At 69.9% G+C, this 16,713-nt stretch carries 17 protein-coding genes and 3 tRNA genes; 5 read left to right on the top strand and 15 right to left on the bottom strand.

The genetic code is table 11. The annotated features are described in order from the left end of the window. Positions 1-45: 45 nt before the first annotated feature. The 3 genes from ASF75_RS09110 to ASF75_RS09100 form a co-directional block, all read right to left on the bottom strand. A complete protein-coding gene (locus ASF75_RS09110; protein ID WP_056070662.1) occupies positions 46-1,347 on the bottom strand; it encodes an extracellular solute-binding protein in 1,302 nt (433 codons plus the stop codon). A 113-nt stretch (positions 1,348-1,460) separates the two neighbouring features. Then, positions 1,461-2,612 carry a Gfo/Idh/MocA family protein gene (locus tag ASF75_RS09105; RefSeq protein WP_056070659.1) on the bottom strand — a complete coding sequence of 384 codons (1,152 nt, stop codon included), beginning with the start codon at positions 2,610-2,612 and terminating at the stop codon, positions 1,461-1,463. Further along, the gene (locus tag ASF75_RS09100) at positions 2,609-3,355 is read right to left on the bottom strand and encodes a sugar phosphate isomerase/epimerase family protein (RefSeq protein WP_042541083.1); all 747 of its coding nucleotides are present in this window, start codon (positions 3,353-3,355) and stop codon (positions 2,609-2,611) included. The genes ASF75_RS09105 and ASF75_RS09100 overlap by 4 nt, the downstream gene beginning before the upstream one ends. A 143-nt stretch (positions 3,356-3,498) precedes the next feature. Between ASF75_RS09100 and ASF75_RS09095 the strand changes: the two genes are divergently transcribed. Further along, positions 3,499-4,710, top strand: a complete 1,212-nt coding sequence (locus tag ASF75_RS09095; protein ID WP_056070656.1) for an ROK family transcriptional regulator — start codon at positions 3,499-3,501, stop codon at positions 4,708-4,710. A gap of 68 nt (positions 4,711-4,778) precedes the next feature. Continuing rightward, positions 4,779-5,462, top strand: coding sequence for a YqaJ viral recombinase family protein (locus tag ASF75_RS09090; RefSeq protein ID WP_017888641.1), 684 nt, complete (start codon positions 4,779-4,781; stop codon positions 5,460-5,462). Positions 5,463-5,497: 35 nt separating this feature from the next. Here ASF75_RS09090 and ASF75_RS09085 read toward each other — a convergent pair whose 3' ends face one another. The 6 genes from ASF75_RS09085 to ASF75_RS09060 all read right to left on the bottom strand — a co-directional run bounded on the left by ASF75_RS09085 (position 5,498) and on the right by ASF75_RS09060 (position 9,120). After that, positions 5,498-6,106 carry a Pr6Pr family membrane protein gene (locus ASF75_RS09085; protein ID WP_139179796.1) on the bottom strand — a complete coding sequence of 203 codons (609 nt, stop codon included), beginning with the start codon at positions 6,104-6,106 and terminating at the stop codon, positions 5,498-5,500. Between the two features lie 85 nt (positions 6,107-6,191). Beyond that, positions 6,192-6,881 (bottom strand): 50S ribosomal protein L1, encoded by a 690-nt coding sequence (gene rplA, locus ASF75_RS09080; RefSeq protein WP_017888639.1) that lies wholly within the window; start codon positions 6,879-6,881, stop codon positions 6,192-6,194. A gap of 90 nt (positions 6,882-6,971) precedes the next feature. Next, positions 6,972-7,403, bottom strand: a complete 432-nt coding sequence (gene rplK, locus ASF75_RS09075) for a 50S ribosomal protein L11 (protein WP_017888638.1) — start codon at positions 7,401-7,403, stop codon at positions 6,972-6,974. A gap of 158 nt (positions 7,404-7,561) precedes the next feature. Continuing rightward, entirely contained in the window at positions 7,562-8,614 is a 1,053-nt protein-coding gene (gene nusG / locus ASF75_RS09070; RefSeq protein ID WP_017888637.1) for a transcription termination/antitermination protein NusG, read from the bottom strand. 134 nt (positions 8,615-8,748) lie between these two features. Continuing rightward, positions 8,749-9,012 carry a preprotein translocase subunit SecE gene (gene secE / locus ASF75_RS09065; RefSeq protein WP_017888636.1) on the bottom strand — a complete coding sequence of 88 codons (264 nt, stop codon included), beginning with the start codon at positions 9,010-9,012 and terminating at the stop codon, positions 8,749-8,751. 35 nt (positions 9,013-9,047) lie between these two features. Further along, positions 9,048-9,120 (bottom strand) — tRNA-Trp (locus ASF75_RS09060). A gap of 152 nt (positions 9,121-9,272) precedes the next feature. Here ASF75_RS09060 and ASF75_RS09055 point away from each other — a divergent pair. Beyond that, on the top strand, positions 9,273-10,499 hold the full coding sequence (locus ASF75_RS09055) for a pyridoxal phosphate-dependent aminotransferase (protein WP_056070653.1): 1,227 nt from the start codon (positions 9,273-9,275) through the stop codon (positions 10,497-10,499). 103 nt (positions 10,500-10,602) lie between these two features. Here ASF75_RS09055 and ASF75_RS09050 read toward each other — a convergent pair whose 3' ends face one another. Genes ASF75_RS09050 through ASF75_RS09040 form a run of 3 tightly spaced genes read right to left on the bottom strand, consistent with a single transcriptional unit; the run spans position 10,603 to position 12,505 of the window. Then, positions 10,603-11,631, bottom strand: coding sequence for a UDP-N-acetylmuramate dehydrogenase (locus tag ASF75_RS09050; RefSeq protein WP_017888634.1), 1,029 nt, complete (start codon positions 11,629-11,631; stop codon positions 10,603-10,605). Positions 11,632-11,633: 2 nt separating this feature from the next. Beyond that, positions 11,634-12,059, bottom strand: coding sequence for a MaoC/PaaZ C-terminal domain-containing protein (locus ASF75_RS09045; protein WP_042541105.1), 426 nt, complete (start codon positions 12,057-12,059; stop codon positions 11,634-11,636). Continuing rightward, positions 12,056-12,505 carry an FAS1-like dehydratase domain-containing protein gene (locus tag ASF75_RS09040; protein WP_082047026.1) on the bottom strand — a complete coding sequence of 150 codons (450 nt, stop codon included), beginning with the start codon at positions 12,503-12,505 and terminating at the stop codon, positions 12,056-12,058. Before ASF75_RS09040 ends, ASF75_RS09045 begins: the two co-directional genes overlap by 4 nt. A 169-nt stretch (positions 12,506-12,674) precedes the next feature. Between ASF75_RS09040 and ASF75_RS09035 the strand changes: the two genes are divergently transcribed. Further along, a complete protein-coding gene (locus ASF75_RS09035) occupies positions 12,675-13,073 on the top strand; it encodes a hypothetical protein (RefSeq protein WP_017888631.1) in 399 nt (132 codons plus the stop codon). 102 nt (positions 13,074-13,175) lie between these two features. Beyond that, positions 13,176-15,074: an ABC transporter ATP-binding protein gene (locus ASF75_RS09030; protein WP_056070650.1), complete on the top strand. Its 1,899-nt coding sequence runs from the start codon at positions 13,176-13,178 to the stop codon at positions 15,072-15,074. A 101-nt stretch (positions 15,075-15,175) separates the two neighbouring features. Here ASF75_RS09030 and ASF75_RS09025 read toward each other — a convergent pair. The 3 genes from ASF75_RS09025 to ASF75_RS09015 form a co-directional block, all read right to left on the bottom strand. Further along, positions 15,176-15,249 (bottom strand) — tRNA-Met (locus ASF75_RS09025). Between the two features lie 32 nt (positions 15,250-15,281). Beyond that, positions 15,282-15,353: transfer RNA gene (locus tag ASF75_RS09020), tRNA-Thr, on the bottom strand. A gap of 93 nt (positions 15,354-15,446) precedes the next feature. Continuing rightward, the gene (locus tag ASF75_RS09015) at positions 15,447-16,607 is read right to left on the bottom strand and encodes a M23 family metallopeptidase (RefSeq protein ID WP_056070648.1); all 1,161 of its coding nucleotides are present in this window, start codon (positions 16,605-16,607) and stop codon (positions 15,447-15,449) included. Between the last annotated feature and the right edge of the window lie 106 nt (positions 16,608-16,713).

Below are 16,713 nucleotides of genomic sequence, written 5' to 3'. Positions count from 1 at the left end.
GGCCCGGGCGCGTCCTGCGGACGCGACCCGGGCCTCCAGGGTGGATCAACCGGCGGCCTGGGACACCTGGTCCTGGGCGGTCTGCAGAGCCGACTTGATGTCGGCCTCGGAGACCTTGGAACCGGTCGCGATCTTGGCGAACATGTCGTTCATCGCCTTGCCGACCGTGGACTCGAACTGGTCCTCGGCGGGCACCAGCGGGAGCGGCTTCGCCTTGTTGTTGTAGATGTCGAGGAACGTCTTCGTCTGCTCGTCCGTGACGGAGTCAGCAGCCTTGGCGAGCACCGGCAGGGCCGAGTACGGCTTGTCCAGCGTCGTCTGCGTGTCCATGCTCGTCATGTACTTGACGAACTCGAGCGCGCCGTCCTTGTTCTTCGTGTTCTTGAAGACCGACAGGTTGATGCCAGCGGGGAACGAGGCGATCTGCTCGCCACCGCTCGGGGCGGGCAGGGCCACGACGCCGTACTCGGACGACTTCATGCCGAGCGACTCGATGGTCGCGTTCGCGTTGTTCTGGTTGAGGATGAACGCGGCCTTCTTCTTCGCGAAGTCCGTGGTGGACTGCGTGGCGTTGTCGTACTGCGCGTTCGACGGGTTGGCGACCTTCGAGTCCTGCATGAGGTCGAGGTACCGCTTGATGCCGTCGACGTTGGCCTTCGAGGTGAAGGTCGGCTTGCCGTCCTTGTCGAACCACTCGCCACCGTTCTGCGCCGAGTTGATGAACGCGAAGTGCGAGTTCTCGGTGTACGAACCGCCTGCGAGGCTGAAGCCGTAGGTGTCACCCTTGGTCAGCTTCTCGGCGTCCGAGACCATCTCCTCCCACGTGGTGGGCGGGGTGATGCCGGCGTCGGACAGCATCTTCTTGTTGTAGTACAGGCCGTAGGCGAGGCCGTAGAGCGGGACGCTCGTGACCGTCTTGTCGGGCGCGCCACCGGTGGACAGGGCGACCTTGCCGAACTTGTCCGCGCCGCCGATCGCCTTCATCTCGGCGTCACCGAACTCCTGGAAGGCGCCGGTGGCCTGGAGCGAGGTCGCCCAGGTGTTGCCGATGTTGACGACGTCCGGGCCCTGGCCCGAGGTGACGGCGGTCTGGATCTTGTTCTGCAGGTCGTTCCAGCCGATGACCTGGAGGTCGACCTTGATCCCGGTCTCCTTGGTGAACTTCTCGAGGACGGGGGTCAGCACCTCCTTGTCGTTCTGCAGGGACGTGCCCTGGTTGGACGCCCAGTAGGTGAGCGTCTTGGAGTCGCCGGCGCCGCCGGACGATCCGGAGGAGCAGGCTGCGAGGCCGGACACGGTGAGTGCGGCGGCCGCGGTGATGGCCAGTGCGCGGATGGCAGTGCGCATGACTCTCTACTTTCTCGTCGTTGAGATGGTGCAGGGATGGTGCAGAGGTGGAGCTGGTGCTGCGGATGGTGCTGGTCGGGTGCTGCTGTGGGTTGCGGGCAGCGCCCCGGCGGTCAGGCCAGGGTGCGTTCCGCGGGGTCCCAGCCCTCGGGGAGGGTCGGGGAGGGCGACACGGTGCTCTCGACGAGCACCGCCTCGCCACGTTCTGCTGCCTCGGCGATGGAGACCATCACGTCGAGGACGTGGAAGGCGAGCGCACCGGGGACGCGGTTCGTCTCGCCGGCCCGCAGCGAGCGGGCCAGGTCGACCACGCCGGTGCCGCGCGAGGAGGTGGAGCCGACCGCGGGGATCGTCTCGGGCTCTTCGGCACCGAGCAGGTACAGCTCGGTGCCGCCGTCGAAGTTGTTCGGGTCGGGGAACACGACGGTGCCGGTCTCCCCCGCGATCTCGACGAAGCCGGTCCGGCCCCGGTCGGACTCGAACGAGAAGACGCTCTGCGCGCTCCCGCCGTTCTCGAACTCGATGAGCGCGGAGTGGTTCGTCGGGACGTCCACCGGGAACTCGGTGCCGGCCTTCGGTCCGGAGCCGATGGTGCGGGTGGCGCGGGACTTCGACGCCGTCGCCGTGACCTTCTTCACCGGTCCGAACGCCTGGACGAGGGTGGTGATGTAGTACGGGCCGATGTCGAACAGCGGACCGGCGCCGTACGCGAAGAGGAACTCGGGGCTCGGGTGCCACGACTCGGGTCCGGGGCTCTGGAACAGCGTCAGGCCGTTGAGCGGCGTGCCGATGCGGCCCTCGCGGATGGTGCGGAGCGCGGTCTGCAGGCCGGCGCCGAGGAACGTGTCCGGGGCGACGCTGACCGTCTTGCCCGCGGCGGCCGCGGCGTCACGGAGCTCCGCGGCGCTGGCACGGTCGAGGGCGTAGGGCTTCTCGCCCCAGACGTGCTTGCCTGCGGCCAGGGCCTGCAGCGCGACCTCGACGTGGGCAGCCGGGATCGTCAGGTTCACGACGATCTCGATGTCGTCGTCGGCCAGGAGCTCCTCGACGGTGCCCGAGCCGGGGACGCCCCACTTCTCGGCCTGGGCGGCAGCGCGCGGCAGGTCGATGTCGGCGATGAAGCGGACCGTCACGTCGGGGAAGACCGTGAGGTTCGACAGGTACTGGTCCGAGATGACCCCGGCGCCGATGACGCCGACGCCGACCGGGCCGGTGCGCAGCGTGCTGTCGGTCGCCGTCGCAGCGGCGGTCGTGGTGTCGGTCATGCGCGGGCCCCCTCGAGGAACGTGTAGGAGTCGGCGACGGCCTGGAGGACGTCACCGTCGTGGTCGTCGAGCTCGACGACGTGCAGGGCGTCGGGTGCGGCGGCGATGATGTCGCGGATCGGCATGATGCCGTTGCCGACGGCGACCTGCTGCTTGTCGTCGTGCGAGCCGTCGCCGTCCTTGACGTGCAGGAACCGGACCTTGTCGCCGTACTTGCCGATGACCGCGACCGGGTCGTCCCCGCCGACCTGCACCCAGTAGGTGTCGAGCTCGAGCACGACGTCGTCGGACAGGGCGTCGGCGAAGACCTCGTAGGCGCTGACGCCGTCGATGCGGTTCGAGAACTCGAACGCGTGGTTGTGGTAGCCGAGCACCAGACCGTGGTCGGCCGCCCGCGGGGCGAGCGCGCTGAGTTCGCGGGCGATCGCCTCGACGTCCTCGCGGGTGGTCCAGCGAGCCTCGTCGATGTGCGGGTCGATGAGCGTCCCGAACCCGAGGGTGGTGGACGCGTGGAAGATGCGCTCGAGGTCCTGCTCGCCGGCGTCGAGCAGCCGGGCGTGGCCGCTCGGGGCGGCGAGGCCTGCGCTCCGCAGGGCGGCGGCGAGTTCGTCGGCGTCGTCGACGAAGCCGAAGGCCTCGACGTTCGTGTAGCCGATGTCGGCGATGCGCTGCAGGGTGCCGGGCAGATCGGCGCTGAGGGCATCGCGGACCGTATAGAGCTGGACCGAGAGCGGTTGGGTCACCAGGGTTCTCCTCGTCGAGATGGTGCGGTCGTCAGTGACCGATCGTCACACTACGAGCACTTTTGTCGGCGGTCAAGCAGAAGTCGAAGGAATGTCGACGGACTTCATTGCGTGGCGCGAACGATGTGTGCTTCACTCCCCACATGGTCGACTTGAACCGGACGGCAGCGTCGCCTCCGGTCGGGACGAGCGAGCTCTTCCAGATCCTCCGCGACGGCGTGCCGCGCACCAGGGCCGAGCTCGCCGCACTGACAGGACTCGCACGCTCCACCGTCGGCGTGCGCCTCGACTCCCTGATCGACATCGGACTCGTCGGTGCCGTCGACACCGCCGTCTCCACCGGCGGCCGTCCGCCCGCCCAGGTGGCGCTGAAGCCCCGCGCCCGGCTCGTCATCGCCGCCGACCTCGGTGCGTCGCACGGCCGCGTCGCCGTCACCGACCTGGTCGCGGCACCGCTCGCCACCCGTGATGCCCGGATCGACATCGCGGCCGGCCCGGTGCCGACGCTGTCGTGGCTCGTCGAGACGATCGACGACCTGCTCGCCGAGGTCGGGCGCAGCCGACAGGACGTCATCGCGATCGGCATCGGCGTCCCCGGACCCGTCGAGTTCTCCACCGGACGACCGGCCAACCCGCCGATCATGCCCGGCTGGGACGGCTTCGACGTGCCCTCGTGGCTCCGCCAGCACATCGCCGCCCACGTCCTGCTCGACAACGACGTGAACATCGCCGCGCTCGGCGAACGGGAGCACGGCTGGCCGGACATCGACCACCTGCTGTTCGTGAAGGTCGCCACCGGCATCGGTTCCGGCATCGTGTCCGAGGGCCGGCTGCAGCGCGGTGCCCAGGGCACCGCCGGGGACATCGGGCACGTGCGCGTCTCACGCGCCGGCGACGTCCCCTGCCACTGCGGCAACACCGGCTGCCTCGAGGCCGTCGCCTCCGGTCCGGCCATCGCCCGGGCCCTCCGCGCGAAGGGGCACGACGTGCACACCGGAGCCGACGTCATCGACCTGGTGAACCGATCGGACCTCGACGCGATCTACGCCGTCCGGCAGGCGGGCCGTGACATCGGCGAAGTGCTGGCGACGTGCATCTCGCTCATCAACCCGTCCGTCATCGCGCTCGGCGGATCGATCACGCAGGCGGGTGAGCACCTGCTCGCCGGCGTCCGTGAGGTCGTCTACTCCCGCTCGATGCCCCTCGCCAGCGAGCACCTCGTCATCGTGCAGTCCCGTGCGGGCTCCCTCGCAGCGCTGCAGGGTGCCGCGGCCCTCGCCATCGGCTACGCCCTCTCCCCCGCCGGGGTCGACGAGCTCGTCGCCTTCGCCGAGGGCCGCGAACTGGCCTCCTGACGCACACCCGCCCGCCGCGTGAGCGCGTCGGTTTCGGTCCTGCCGGTGGTCGGGGGGACAATCATGGGGTGACGATCGTGCAGCCCACCCTGTGGGGCGACCTGGACCCCGGTCTGGAGGCGTATCCCGCCCCCGGTACGCCGGTCCCGGCCGCGCGTGACGCGTTCACCGCCCTGCGCGGCCACACCGAGCGCATCGTCGCGCACTCCTCGGACCGCGTCGCGTGGCTCCGCGCCCGCGCCATGGGCATCACCGCCACCGACGTCGCCCGGCTCGCCTCCCTGCGCGCCGTCGAGGCCGTCGTCACCGAGAAGCGCTACGGCTCCCGGTTCTCCGGCAACGCGTTCACCGAGCACGGGAAGGACCGCGAACCGGTCATCGCCGCCTGGGTGGCCGCCACACACGGCATCCAGCCCTCGGCGCACCTGTTCCACGCCGCCGCGAACCGCGCGCACCTCGCCACCCCGGACGGCGTCGGGGTCGACGAGTCGTCCCGTGTGGTGCTCGCCGAGATCAAGACCACCGGCAAGGGCTGGCGGAGCATCCCCCGGCACTACCTGCGGCAGATCTGGTGGCAGCAGTACGTGCTCGGCGCCGACCGCACCCTGTTCGTCTGGGAACGCCACGACGGGTTCGTCCCGGTGGCCGACGAACCCGAGTGCCGCTGGGTCGACCGCGACGACGACCAGATCCGGGGGCTGGTGCAGCTCGCCGACCTGGTGCTCGACAAACTGCGCGGCTTCCGCTCCTAGACCGTCAGCTGGACCGTCTGCTGGACCGTCACCAGCTAGACCTTCACCAGCCGCAACCGGCTCATCCCCACGACCAGGATCCCGAGCAAGGTGATCGACACCGCGATCCCGACGACGTAGATCGCGACGACACCGTAGCCCTGCGCGGGGTCGAGGAACGGGTACGGCACCCACCCGTCGGTCGCACCGCGGACGAGCACCACGGTGGTCCAGACCGCCGGGTAGAGCAGGAACCACCACACGTGCCGGAGCAGCAGCCGTGCTCGGTCCGAGAACAGCAGCCAGTCGAGCACCGCGTACACCGGGATGATCTTGTGCACGATGTCGTTCGACCACGGCACCGAGGCCGACACGTTCGCGCCCGTGAGCAGCGTGTTGTAGACGATGCCCGTCGTCGCGATGTACACCGTGGCGGCACCGCGGAGCACCGAGACGGCGAGGTCCGCCCGCTTGCGACGTGCCGCGGCGACGAGCGTCACCGCGAGGGCCACGGCGATGATCAGGTTCGACTGGATCGTGAAGTAGCCGAAGAAGTTCCAGAACGAGTAGGTCGGGGACTTCGCGCTCTCGAGCCACTGCGCGACGACCGCGACGACGATGGCGATGACGGCGATCAGCCGGAGCGAGTTCACGAGGGTGCGCACCACACCACGTTATCGGGACACGCGCCCCACATGCGGAAAGGACCCGCACCGTTGCCGGTGCGGGTCCTTCCACGAGTCAGTGGACTCAGATGCTGTTGACGTCCAGCGGGATGCCGGGACCGAAGGTCGTCGAGACGGCGCCCTTCATGACGTAACGGCCCTTCGAGGACGACGGCTTGAGGCGGTTGATCTCCTCGAGCGCGGTCGAGATGTTTTCGTCGAGCTGCTCCGGCGTGAACGAGGCCTTGCCGACGACGAAGTGCACGTTGGCGTGCTTGTCGACGCGGAACTCGATCTTGCCGCCCTTGATGTCGTTGACTGCCTGCGCGACGTTCGGGGTCACGGTGCCGGTCTTCGGGTTGGGCATGAGGCCACGCGGGCCGAGCACCTTGCCGAGACGACCGACCTTGCCCATGAGCTCCGGGGTCGAGACGGCGGAGTCGAACGAGGTGTAGCCCTCGGCGACCTTCGCGATGAGCTCGTCGCCACCGACCTCGTCGGCGCCGGCGGCGATGGCGGCCTCAGCAGCCGCGCCCGTCGCGAAGACGATGACGCGGGCGGTCTTGCCCGTGCCGTGCGGCAGGATGACCGTGCCGCGGACCATCTGGTCGGCCTTGCGGGGGTCGACGCCGAGCTTGAGCGCGACCTCGACCGTGGAGTCGGTCTTCGAGGAACCGGTCTCCTTGGCCAGGGCGACGGCCTCGGTCGGGGTGTAGAACTTGTCGGCCTCGATCTTCGCGGCCGCGGCCTGGTAGGCCTTGGACTTCTTCGCCATGGTGGTCTCCTTGCGAGATACGTGGTTGGCGAGCCGGCGAGGCTCTCCCACGGAAAGGTGTCTGGTGGTGGGCCGGAGCCCGATCGGTGCTTAGGCCTCGACCGTGATGCCCATCGAGCGTGCGGTGCCGGCGATGATCTTCGCGGCCTGCTCGATGTCGTTGGCGTTCAGGTCGGCCTGCTTGGTCTCGGCGATCTGACGGACCTGGTCCATCGAGATCTTCGCGACCTTGACCGTGTGCGGGGTCGAGGACCCCTTCTGCACACCAGCAGCCTTCTTGATGAGCTCGGCGGCCGGCGGGGTCTTCAGGACGAACGTGAACGAACGGTCCTCGTAGACGGTGATCTCGACCGGCACGACGTTGCCACGCTGCGACTCGGTCGCCGCGTTGTACGCCTTGCAGAACTCCATGATGTTGACGCCGTGCTGACCGAGCGCCGGACCGATCGGGGGTGCCGGGTTGGCGGCTCCCGCGTTGATCTGCAGCTTGATCAGGCCCGTGACCTTCTTCTTCGGTGCCATGACTTGTCTTCCTCCTGGAATCGAACACACGGGGATCCGTGCACTCTCCCGCTGGTCCGGCCGTTCCGGACAGCGGTGAAGGCCCGCTCGCACGAGGCGCGCGGGCCCAAACCCGTTCAGTGTAGTCGATCTCGGTGATCGCTACAGCGTGGTGGTCGTTAGAGCTTGGTGACCTGGTCGAAGCTGAGCTCGACCGGGGTTTCGCGCTCGAACAGCGAGACGAGGACGGTGAGCTTGCCGCTCTCCGGCTTGATCTCGGAGATCGAACCCGGAAGACCCGCGAACGAGCCTTCCTTGATGGTGATCGTCTCGCCGATCTCGAAGTCGACCTCGGCCGCGGGCTGTGCCTGCAGCGAGCCGCTGCCCTTCGCGCCGCCCTTGGTCGGGGCGGCCTCGGCCACCTGCACCAGGGACTTGAGCATCCCGAACGCCTCGTCGAAGCGGAGCGGGGTCGGGTTGTGGGCGTTGCCGACGAAGCCGGTGACACCCGGGGTGTGGCGGACGACCGACCACGAGTCCTCGTTGAGGTCCATGCGGACGAGCACGTACGAGGGGATCCGGACGCGGGTGACCAGCTTGCGCTGCCCGTTCTTGATCTCGACGACGTCCTCCATCGGGACCTCGACCTGGTAGATGTAGTCCTCCATCGACATCGAGACCATGCGGTTCTCGATGTTCGACTTCACGCGGCGCTCGAAGCCCGCGTAGGAGTGGATGACATACCACTTGCCCGGCTTCATCCGCAGCTCGGCCTTGAAGGCCTCGTACGGGTCGACCTCGGCGGGTTCGTCGTCCTCGTCCTCGGCGTCGAGTGCCTCGTCGGCAGCGAGCGTCTCGTTGGCCTCGGCGGCGGTCTCGGATTCGAGCTCGACTTCTTCCTCGTCCTCGACGGCCTCGACGGCGGCCTCGGCCTCGTCGGCGGAGTCGATCTCGAGGGCGTCGTCCACGACGGCGTCGGCTTCGGGGTCGCGGGACTCCTGCAGAGCCGTCAGCGCTTCGTCGAGGCCGGCGTCGACGGTGCCGTCGTCGGGCTCGGAGCTGAGGCCGAGCGACTCGTCGTCGTCGCCCTCGATCGAGATCGCACGCTCTTCAGCGGACTCGACGGAGCGTCCTTCGCCGGTCTCGACGTCGCCTTCCTGGTTCTCCTCGACCTCGGAGGACTGCTCGGCAGCCGTCGCGAGGTCGATGTCATCGCGGGAGTTGTCAGACACAGTCGATTCTTTCCGTTCGGTGGTTCGGGTCGGGTTGGCGGTCGGTCATGGTCACGATCGACGCCGTCACGATCGACGCCGTCTCGGGCGACCGTACTCCTCGGAACGGCTGCGCACGGCAACCGACGTCGGGGTCAGGCCGTGGGCCCGTTGCCGAAGACGTACCCGACGCCGAGACCGAACACGAAGTCGAGGATCGACACCAGGATCATCATGACGACGACGAACACGAGCACGACACCCGTGTAGCTGAAGAGTTCCTTGCGGGTCGGCGTCACGACCTTGCGCAGCTCGCCGATCACCTGACGGATGAAGAGCACGATGGCAGCGATGGGCCCGCGGCGCTCGGCCCGGTCCTGCTTCGCCTGGGCGACGACGTCGTCCGCCGTCGTCTCCATGTCTTTGCTCGCCAACTTCTACCCTTCCAGAGTTGCAGGGCGGACAGGACTCGAACCTGCAACCTGCGGTTTTGGAGACCGCTGCTCTACCAATTGAGCCACCGCCCTTCGCAACACGGTTCGTCACCGATCCGCGTTCCGGTGGACGAGTCTACGGGAGTCCGTCACACGGTGTCCACTTGACCCCTTGCACGGCGTGCCGCGCCGGTAGGCTGAGCCCCGTGAGCACCTCAGCCCCAGGCCCCGAGTCCACCGCCCACGTGTCCCCCGACACCCTCGCCACCGCGTCGGCCGATCGCCCGCGCATCGCGTCCCGCATCGCCGCCATCGCCGAGTCCGCGACGCTCAAGGTCGATGCCAAGGCCAAGGCGCTCAAGGCCGCCGGGCGCCCGGTGATCTCGTTCGCCGCCGGCGAGCCCGACTTCGCGACCCCGCAGCACGTCGTCGATGCCGCCGTCGCCGCGGCGCGGGACCCGAAGAACCACCGCTACACCCCCGCGACCGGCCTGCCCGAACTGAAGCAGGCCATCGCGGACAAGACCGCCCGGGTGTCCGGCGTCACGGTCGAGCCGTCGCAGGTCATCGTGACGAACGGCGGCAAGCAGGCGGTGTACCAGGCGTTCCAGACCATCGTCGACGCCGGTGACGAGGTCCTGCTGCCCGCGCCGTACTGGACCACCTACCCCGAGGCCATCCGCCTGGCCGGTGGCGAGCCGGTCGAGGTCTTCGCCGGCAGCGACCAGGACTACCTGGTGACCGTCGAGCAGCTCGAGGCAGCGCGCACCCCGAAGACCAAGGCACTGCTGTTCTGCTCGCCGTCGAACCCCACCGGCGCGGTGTACTCGGCCGAGCAGACCCGGGCGATCGGCGAGTGGGCGCTCGAGCACGGCATCTGGGTCATCAGCGACGAGATCTACCAGGACCTGGTGTACGACGGCGTCCGCTTCGCCGGCATCCTGGCCGAGGTCCCCGCCCTCGCCGACACCACGATCCTGGTGAACGGCGTCGCGAAGACCTACGCCATGACGGGCTGGCGCGTCGGGTGGTTCATCGGCCCGACCGACGCCGTCAAGGCCGCTTCCAACCTGCAGTCGCACCTGTCGTCCAACGTCTCGAACGTGTCGCAGCGCGCCGCCATCGCCGCGCTGACCGGTCCCCAGGAACCCGTCGCCGCGATGCGCGAGGCCTTCGATCGTCGACGTCGGTCGATCGTGGACGGCCTCAACGCGATCCCGGGGTTCCGGACGCCGACCCCGCAGGGTGCCTTCTACGTCTACCCGGACGTCACCGAACTGCTCGGCCGCGAATGGGCCGGCGCAACCCCGACCACCACGCTCGAGCTGGCGGACCTGATCCTCGAGCACGCCGAGGTCGCGGTCGTCCCCGGTGAGGCCTTCGGTCCGTCCGGCTACCTGCGTCTGTCGTACGCGCTGGGCGACGAGGACATCGCCGAGGGCGTCGCCCGACTGGCGGAGTTCTTCGCGTAGACACTGCCGGACACGGAACGGGCCACCTCGTCGAGGTGGCCCGTTCTTCCCGTTCCGGGAGGCCCGTGGAGCGTCGTGCTCGTCGGTCCCGTCGCGCGGACGCTCAGCCGAGCAGGTCCCCCACCACCACGGGTTCCGGGACGAGCGAGACACCGAAGCGGTTCAGGACGCTCACCTGCACGTACCGGGCGAGCTCGGCCACCTGCGCGGCCGTCGCCCCGCCGCGGTTCGTCAGTGCGAGGGTGTGCTTCGACGAGATCGCCGCGCGCGAACCCGGCACCGCGTACCCCCGGTGGACGCCGGCGTGCTCGATGAGCCAGGCCGCACTGAGCTTGACGTCGTCGCCCGCGGGCCAGCGCGGAGCATCAGCTGGCAGGGTCTCGGCGAACGCGGGCGAGACGATCGGGTTCGTGAAGAACGATCCGGCGCTCCAGGTGTCGTGGTCGTCCCCGTCGAGCACCATGCCCTTGGAACCGCGCAGCCGCAGGACCTCGTCGCGGACGGTCGTGGGCGGCACGAGCGCGCCGAGGTCGACCCCGAGCGAACCGGCGAGCTGCGCGTACTGCACGGGCACGCCGTGCTCCCCCGCGAGTCCGAGCCGGAACTCGACCGTCAGCACGACACCGCGCCGACCGTGCTTGAGGGTCGACGTGCGGTAGCCGAGCGCCAGCTCGGCTGCCGGGACCCACGCGCGCTCCCCCGTGGCCGCATCCAGGAACTCGACGCGGGTGAGCACGTCGGCGAGTTCGACCCCGTAGGCGCCGATGTTCTGCACGGGGGATGCACCGACCGTGCCCGGGATGCCGCTGAGGGCCTCCAGGCCGGTCCAGCCGTTCGCGACCGTCGTGGCGACGAACGGGTCCCACGGTTCACCGGCGGCGACGCGGACGGTGACGCCGTCGGCGTCGCGGTCCGCGTCGACGCCCGTCGTGCGGACCAGCACGACGGTGCCGTCGAAGCCCTGGTCGGCGACCAGCAGGTTGCTGCCGCCGCCGAGGACGAGCCACTCGTGGTCGTCGAAGGCGTCGGTCGCGTGGGCGACGAGCTCGTCGGTCGTCGTCGCCGTCAGCAGCCGGGTGGCGGGCCCGCCGACGCGGAGCGTCGTCAGGTCGGCCAGCACCGGCTCGGACACGGTCAGTGGAACACCACCGTGACCTGCGCCTTGCCGAGCACGGTCTGCCCGGCGGCGGTCACGGTGAGGTCGATGCGCTTCGGACGGCCGTCCTCGTCGACGGTGCCGACCTTCGCGACGATGCCGACCGTGGCACCCTGCTCCGGGTCGACGACGACGGGGCGCGTGAAACGGACGCCGTAGCCCGCGACCCAGCCGCGGTCGCCGAGCCACTCGGCCACCGGCTGCACGGCGATCCCCATGGTGAGCATGCCGTGGGCGAGGACGCCGGGCAGACCGACCGAGGCGGCGACGTCGTCGCGGTAGTGGATCGGGTTGAAGTCGCCCGAGGCGCCGGCGTACCGGACGAGCGAATCACGGGTGAGGTGCACGGCACGTTCGGCGACGACGGTGCCGACCTCGAGCGCGGTGGCGGGTGCGGCGGTCATGCGTCGTCTCCTCGGACCACGAGGGTGGAGGTCGCCGTGACGACGTGCTCCCCCTCGGCGTCGTTCATGGTGCTCTGGGCCGTGACCATCGCGTTGCCGCCGAGGGTCTTCACGCTGGTCACCGTCAGGGTCGCGGTGAGCTCGTCACCGGCGACGATCGGACGGTCGTAGGTGAAGGACTGCTCGCCGTGGACCACGCGGGAGAAGTCGATGCCGGCGTCGGGCTCGTTCAGGAGCTGCGCGAGCGTGGCTTCCTGCACGACGACGGCGAACGTCGGGGGTGCGACCACGTCGGCGTACCCGGCGGCGCGGGCGGCGTCCGGATCGTGGTGGACGGGGTTGGTCGCGAACACCGCACGAGAGAACTCGCGCACCTTCTCGCGGCCGACCAGGTAGGGCTGGGCCGGCGGGAACGTCCTGCCGACGAGCTCGGGGTTCACTGACACCACGGCAGTCTACTGAAGGCCCGTGCGGGCGGGTCCGTCCGGGCGGGTCCGTCTGGCGCTCGGGCCGCACTGTCGTCCATGAGAACGCATCAGTTAGACTGTCTGAGACCGATTCGGGGGAATCGGTGCGTGCCGTTCGGCACGCGTTCGTTCGGGACGGGGAGGGCCGATGGACACCACGACGGAGTTCGCCGTGCACACGGGCGACCGGTGCACCGCCATGGAGGTCGCCGCCGCCGCGCTGCGCCGCACCGGTCACCACGTCGAGTCGACCGGTGGCACGATGACCGCGACGGCAGGCAGCCGGGCGCTCACCATCCTGCTCGGCGCGCTCGTGCAGCCGGCCCGGGAGTACCGCCGGTACGAGCTGTCCACCGTCGTGGACGGTGCCACCACGACGATCTCGCTGCGCCGGGCCGGGCACGGCACGGCCGTGTCCGGCGGCAGCATCGGAGCGAACCGGCGTCGGGCCGCCTGGCACGAGGTCACCGCCGCCGTCGAGGACGCGTTCCGCACCGCCGGGGTGCTCGCGACGCGGACCGACACCGGCTCCCACCGCACCCGGTAGCGGGCTGCAGCACGTGGCCGCCCGGCGCACCGTGCCCGGATCGGTCACCGATGACCCCGTCGGCCATCTAGGTTGGGCGCGGGGCCCGGGAAAGGAACCGCCATGAGCATGGAGAGCGCTGCCTGGAGCTCGCTGTACAAGATCTCGTCCGCGCAGGGCGGCAAGCACGGGTTCTCCCGCGCGACCGTTAGACGGATCCTGACGTTCGCGGTGCCGTACCGGGCGAAGCTGCTGGTGTTCATCGCCCTCTCCGTCGTCGGTGCCTTCCTCGCCGTCGCGACGCCGGTGCTCGCGGGACAGGTGGTCGACGTCATCGTCGCCCGGGGCGAGGTCGCCACCATCGTCCGGCTGGCCTTGGTCATCGCCCTGGTCGCCGTCGCCGACGCCGCCGTGTCGCTGACGACACGCTGGTACTCGGCACGGATCGGCGAGGGCGTGATCCTGGACCTCCGCACCGCCGTCTTCGACCACGTGCAGAAGATGCCGATCGCGTTCTTCACCCGCACCCGGACCGGCGCGCTCGTGAGCCGCCTGAACAACGACGTGATCGGTGCGCAGCAGGCCTTCAGCGGCACCCTGTCCGGCGTCGTCACGAACCTGGTGGCGCTGGTCCTCACCCTGATCGTCATGCTCAGCACCTCGTGGCTCGTGACGGTCCTCGCCGTGGTGATGCTGCCGCTCTTCCTGGTCCCCGCGCGCCGGATGGGCAGCCGCCTGGCCGCGCTGCGCCGCGAGGCCGCCGACCACAACTCCGCGATGAGCACCCAGATGACCGAGCGCTTCTCGGCACCCGGCGCCACCCTCGTCAAGCTGTTCGGCCGGCCCGACGAGGAGGCCGAGGAGTTCCGCGTCCGCGCTGCCCGCGTCCGCGACATCGGGGTCCGGACCGCGATGCTGCAGTTCGTCTTCTTCACCGCACTGATGCTCGTCTCCGCACTCGCCCTGGCGCTCGTGTACGGGCTCGGCGGCTTCCTCGCGCTCGCCGGGCGGCTGGACACCGGCGAGGTCGTCACCCTGGCGCTCCTGCTCACCCGCCTGTACGCGCCGCTGACCAGTCTGGCGAACGCCCGGGTGGAGATCATGAGCGCCGTGGTCAGCTTCGAGCGCGTCTTCGAGGTCCTGGACCTCGAACCGCTCATCCAGGAGCAGCCGGACGCGGTCACCATCCCCGACGGGCCGGTGTCCGTCGAGTTCGACGACGTCCGGTTCGCCTACCCGTCCGCCGACAAGGTGTCCCTCGCCTCGCTCGAGGAGGTCGCGACGCTCGACACCCGCGGCGGCGAGGAGGTCCTGCACGGGCTGTCCTTCCGGATCGAGCCGGGCCAGACCGTCGCCCTCGTCGGGACGTCGGGTGCGGGCAAGTCCACGGTCGCGCAGTTGCTCTCGCGCCTGTACGACGTCGACAGCGGCACCGTCCGCCTGGCGGGCACGGACGTCCGCGACGTCACCTTCGCCTCGATGCGGCACACCCTCGGCATGGTGACGCAGGACGGCCACCTGTTCCACGAGACCATCCGCTCCAACCTGCGGTTCGCGCGGCCCGAGGCGGCCGAGGACGAGGTGTGGGACGCCGTCCGTCGCGCTCGTCTCGAACCGCTCATCCGGTCCCTGCCCGACCAGCTGGACACGATGGTGGGAGAACGCGGCTACCGGCTGTCCGGCGGTGAGCGGCAGCGCATGACCATCGCGCGGCTCCTGCTCGCCCAGCCGCGCGTCGTCATCCTCGACGAGGCGACGGCAGCGCTGGACTCGACGTCCGAGGCCGCCGTGCAGGCCGCACTCGGCGAGGCGCTCGAGGGACGGACCGCGATGGTGATCGCCCACCGACTCTCCACCATCCGCAGCGCGGACCTGATCCTGGTGGTCGAGGACGGCTCGATCGCGGAGCGCGGTACGCACGACGAGCTGCTGGCCGCCGGTGGGCGGTACGAGGAGCTGCACCGGACCCAGTTCGCCGCGCAGGAGAACGTCGATACCGACGCGGAAGCAGCGGTGGACTGAGCGGTCGGTCGGGCAGTCGGGCGGCGCAGCAGGGGTCTGCGCCGCCACCAACAGAGAAGGCCCCCTGACCCAGATGATCTTGGACGAGAGGGCCTTGCGCGTAGCGAGGGCGGGACTTGAACCCGCGACCCCACGATTATGAGTCGTGTGCTCTAACCAACTGAGCTACCCCGCCAGAGATCCGGAGCGGCGTGCGCACCGGGTCGGAGCCCCGAGTCAGGATTGAACTGACGACCCCCTCCTTACCATGGAGGTGCTCTACCACTGAGCTATCGGGGCGATGTGCCGCGAACGGCACCACACGAGGATAGCAGACCTCCGACGCTGCTCCGGAACCGGACGAGACGCCCGGGCGTGCCGCGTCGTGGGCCGCTAGTTCGCGTTGGCCTTGAGCCACGCCAGCGGGTCCACCGGGACTCCGTCGACGTGGACCTCGAGGTGCAGGTGCGGGCCCGTGGAGTTGCCCGTGCTGCCGACGAGACCGAGGATGTCGCCGACCTCGACGTGCTGGCCGGTGACCACCTTGAAGGAGTTGTCCTCCATGTGGCCGTAGACGCTGACGAACTGCTTGCCGTCGACGTCGTGCTCCACCCAGACGTCGTTGCCGAAGCCGCCGTCGTTCGCCTGCACCTTGATCACGGTGCCGGCGGCGATGACACCGATCGGGGTGCCCTCACCCGGTGCGAAGTCGACGCCCATGTGGTTCGTCGAGCAGAACGAGCACCCGGCGACCTGGCGGCCACCGAAGCCCGAGGTGATCGGGACGCCGGTCAGGAACGGCCACTGGATCGTGCCCGTCGGGTCGTTCGTGAAGCTCGAGGAGTCGACGTTGGCGTACTGCGTGGCGTCGGACACCGTGAACTGGTCTCGGGCGGTGGAACCATCGGCGGCGGCCCCGACCTGCATCGACTGGGTGGCACCACCGGAGGTGGCACGAGCCGCGGTCGACCCGGACTCGGGCACCCAGAGGGCCTGCGCCGGCAGGGAGGTCGAGACGACCAGGCCGGCCGCGAAGAGCAGGGCGCCGACGGCGGTCACGCGCGAGGCCGACCGGCGGAACGACGCGCCCCGCTTCCGGGTCGGCGCTGCGACGGGTGTGCTGGTGGAGGGGATGTGGCGCGTCGCGCGGTCGACCGGGGCCGGGGCCGTAGTGACTGCACGGCCGTTGCGGCGGCGTGAGGCGGGGACCTGACCGGCCACGCGGCGGGGCTCGGACACTGGAACGACGGGGGCGACGGACTGCGCCTGCACGTCGGGCGAGGTGGGTGCCGGCGGCGTCTGGATGCGCGAGGCCGGGCGCGCGGGCGACGCCGGCGCGAAGTCGATCGGCGACACGGGGGCCGCAGGGGTCCCCGGCGTGGCCGCTCCGATGACGTCGTCGAAGCTGGGACCCGTCGAGTCCTGCGCCGCGGTCGAGCCCTTGACCGCCGCTCGTTCTGCCTCGATCCGAGCGCGTCGGGTCTGGTGGACGACCGGGGTGGCGGCGTCGACGGAACCGTCGGTGGGAGCGGACGACAGAGGAGTACGGGGCATGCGTGCGGTGGCGATCCTGATCGGAGAAGGGCCCACTCGTTGGTAACGAGCAGATAACGGGACCTGAGCACGCTAGCAGGCGACGTCCCAGGTCGCCAGTCGTGGT

It is taken from the genome of Curtobacterium sp. Leaf154 (genome assembly GCF_001424595.1).
In the GTDB taxonomy this organism is placed as follows: domain Bacteria; phylum Actinomycetota; class Actinomycetes; order Actinomycetales; family Microbacteriaceae; genus Curtobacterium; species Curtobacterium poinsettiae.
The sequence above is the reverse complement of the archived record's forward strand: the minus strand, read 5'-3'. Positions and strand labels throughout refer to the sequence as shown.